At 72.2% G+C, this 2,761-nt stretch carries 2 protein-coding genes; both read right to left on the bottom strand.

The annotated features are described in order from the left end of the window. Positions 1-2,095 (bottom strand): YrhB domain-containing protein (locus FNH05_RS35765; protein WP_144593268.1); only part of this gene is annotated, 2,095 nt, incomplete at its 3' end. Between the two features lie 40 nt (positions 2,096-2,135). After that, on the bottom strand, positions 2,136-2,761 hold a 626-nt coding region (locus FNH05_RS35760), incomplete at its 5' end, for a ferredoxin (protein WP_144593267.1).

Here is a 2,761-nt window from a genome sequence, read left to right as displayed (position 1 = left end):
GGTGGGCGGAGAAGTGCCAGAACGCATCTCCCGCGACGGTCTCCACCAGATCGCGGAGTTCCAGCTGGTGCAACCAGTCCTCGGGCAGGCCCGGGATGCCGTACCGGGCGCCCAGCATCGCCCCGGCCAGCGCCCCGGTGATGGCGCTGTGGCCCGAGTGCGTTACCGCCGAGACCAGCGTCCAGCGCGGGTCGAAGAACCTCCGGAACACCGCGATCAACGACCGGCCCAGCGCGTCCACGGCGCTGCGCCCGGTGCCTGCCGCGTCCAGTTCCTCGTGGTCGGCGCGGACCAGTTCGACCCTGGTGCGGGCGGCGTTGGCCAGCGCCTCGGCCACCGGGCCGGACACCGTCCCCGCGTCCAGTTGCCGCTGGACATGCACATGCGGCGGATACGCCGGGTCGGCCCGCTGGAACAGCCGGGCGAACAGATCCGCCACGGCGGCCGCCGCGTCGGCCGTGGGCCCGTCGGCGCCGGCACCCGCCGCGAGCAGCCTGCCGACCTGCGCGGCGGTGTTCTCGTCCCATTCGGGGCCGCCGCCGCAGAGCGCGGCCACCAGGCCCGGCACGAGGTAGCTGACGTCGTCGGCGGACACGGCAGGCACGGGTGTCCGGTCGCGCAGGGCCCCCACGCGGGCCAGCCACCCGTCGTTGCCGCCGACCTCCCGCCACCGTCGCAGGGCGAGGACCCCGACCGTCTGCAACGCCGGGGTCACGCGGGCGGGCAGCGCCCGCAGCAGACCCTCGGTGTGGAACAGCAACTGCTCGGTGAGCGGGCCGGGCCTGCCGACCCGCTCCAGCAGGCCCTCGTCCAGCCGGGCGTGGATCTCCGGCGTGCTCAGCTTGTCCACCGCGAGGCCGAGCGACTCGCCCAGGGCGAACCCGACGAAGGCCCCGGTGATGCGGTGCCACTGGAAGCCCACCCCGTCGGCGTCCTGCCGGAAGAACTTGCCCGAACCCGTCGCGTGCGGCCGGACCCGGCCGAGGGCGTCGTAGCCCGCCGACAGGCCGTTGGCCGCCAGGTCCTCCGGCCACTCCTGGCCGGACAGGTCGTCCCCGGGCGAGTCGACCCCGTCGGCGGGCACGCCGTTGCGACGTTCCCATGCCCGGCCGACGACGAAGTGTTCGCACTCCACTTCGGACAGTTCGAACCCGGCGGCCCTGGCCTTCGCCATCGCCCCGCCCAGTCCGGCGAGCGGGTCGTCCAGCCCGAACCGTTCCGCGACGAGCCTGCCCGTTTCGGCCAGCCGCTCGGAATGCTCCGGTGAGACCTCCACGACCGGCGGCGACTGGCGGAACTTGGGCCATTCGGCCCGCGCGGCGGCGAGTTCACTTGCCTCCAGTCGGTCCGAGGGAAAGGAACCCGGGTTGATCAGCAGGCCGACGCCGGGGAACCGGTCGATGACCGACAGCACGTCGGCGCGCAGCCAGCGCGCCGTGCCGACCGGCAGACGGCGCCGGGAGCTGTACACCCGCAGCATCGTCCGGCCTTCCTCCCACTGCTGTTCCAGCGGCTGATCGGTGTCCGGGTCGAGAGGGATGAGCACCTCCGCGCTCAGCAGGCCCGCCAGGTACTGCGCGCGGTCGTAGCGCTCGGTCGAGAAGCAGCTCAGCAGGTACTCCAGCGCCGTGTCGATGGGCGGGTAACCCAGCCGCTCCGGGCCCTGCTCGTACTCCGGGTTGATCCGCACCTCCTCCGTCGGCTCGCCGTCGACGTACTTCCGCCAGGCGAGCACGGCGCTGGCCGGAACGCCGAGATAGGCCACCCCGCTGTGCTCGAACTCCGGCTCGAGGATCTCCTGCCAGTCCTCCTCGCCGGGCACGGGCGAACTCGGCAGCCTGCCTTCCGGACTGAGATCGGGCTGGCGCAGCGCGCCGTCCTCACGCACGACCAGGGCGGGCTGCGGCACCAGTGCGGCCAGCCAGTCTCCCCCGTCCAGCGCCCGCACCGTGTCGTACGGCACGTACCAGCCTTCCGGTACACGCAACACGTTCTCGTGGTCGACCCGCACGGCGTGCTCCCCCGTCGTCAGGTCGGTGGACGTGCCGGTGCGCAACCACTGCTCGACCTTCTCGACAGCTTCCCGTGCTTCCACTGCTGCTCCTTCGTGCGTCACCTGGCTGGACTGACCGAGGTCACTCGGCGGTGTGGGGTTGTTCGCCGGTGATGGCGGCGAGGGCGAGGTCCTTGACGGGTTCGGGGACTTCAGCAGGTGCGGTGAAACGGCGGGACCGGATGTGGGCGAGAAGATCCGGATCCGGCGCAACCCCGTGCTCACGCAGGTAGTACGCGACCGCCCCGGGCCAGGCCCAGGCCCCATCCGTACGGAAGTTCATCGGCACCGCGTCCTCGCGATCCGGAGCGAACGCATCCGGCCCCCTGCTACGCGACGCCAGGATCACCGGCGCCGCATCAAGATACGCCAGCACCCGCTCGACCTCGCCGGACACAAGCGGCTCACGGCGGATGAGCGGCTTGCCAGACGCGTCGAGACCATCCCAGATACGCGGAGTCCGCACCCCGCCGTCAGTCGTCGGCACGGGCGCGGGGGCCAGACCGGCACGCTCAAGCAGCCACACCGGAATGTGCTCCTCGGCCCGCGGGAAGAACCGCAACTCGTCCTGAAACCCGATCGGCGGCGGCGACTGCCGAAACGGCGGCTCCAGATCGGGCCGCACGAACTCGACCACAGGGGGCCGCGCGGGCTCGAACACCAAAACCGCACCCAGCCAGGTGCCCCGCCCGGGCTGATACATGCCCG

Origin of the sequence: Amycolatopsis rhizosphaerae (assembly GCF_007713715.1) — a bacterium.
In the GTDB taxonomy this organism is placed as follows: Bacteria; Actinomycetota; Actinomycetes; order Mycobacteriales; family Pseudonocardiaceae; genus Amycolatopsis_E; species Amycolatopsis_E rhizosphaerae.
This window is presented reverse-complemented; position numbering and strand designations above follow the sequence as displayed.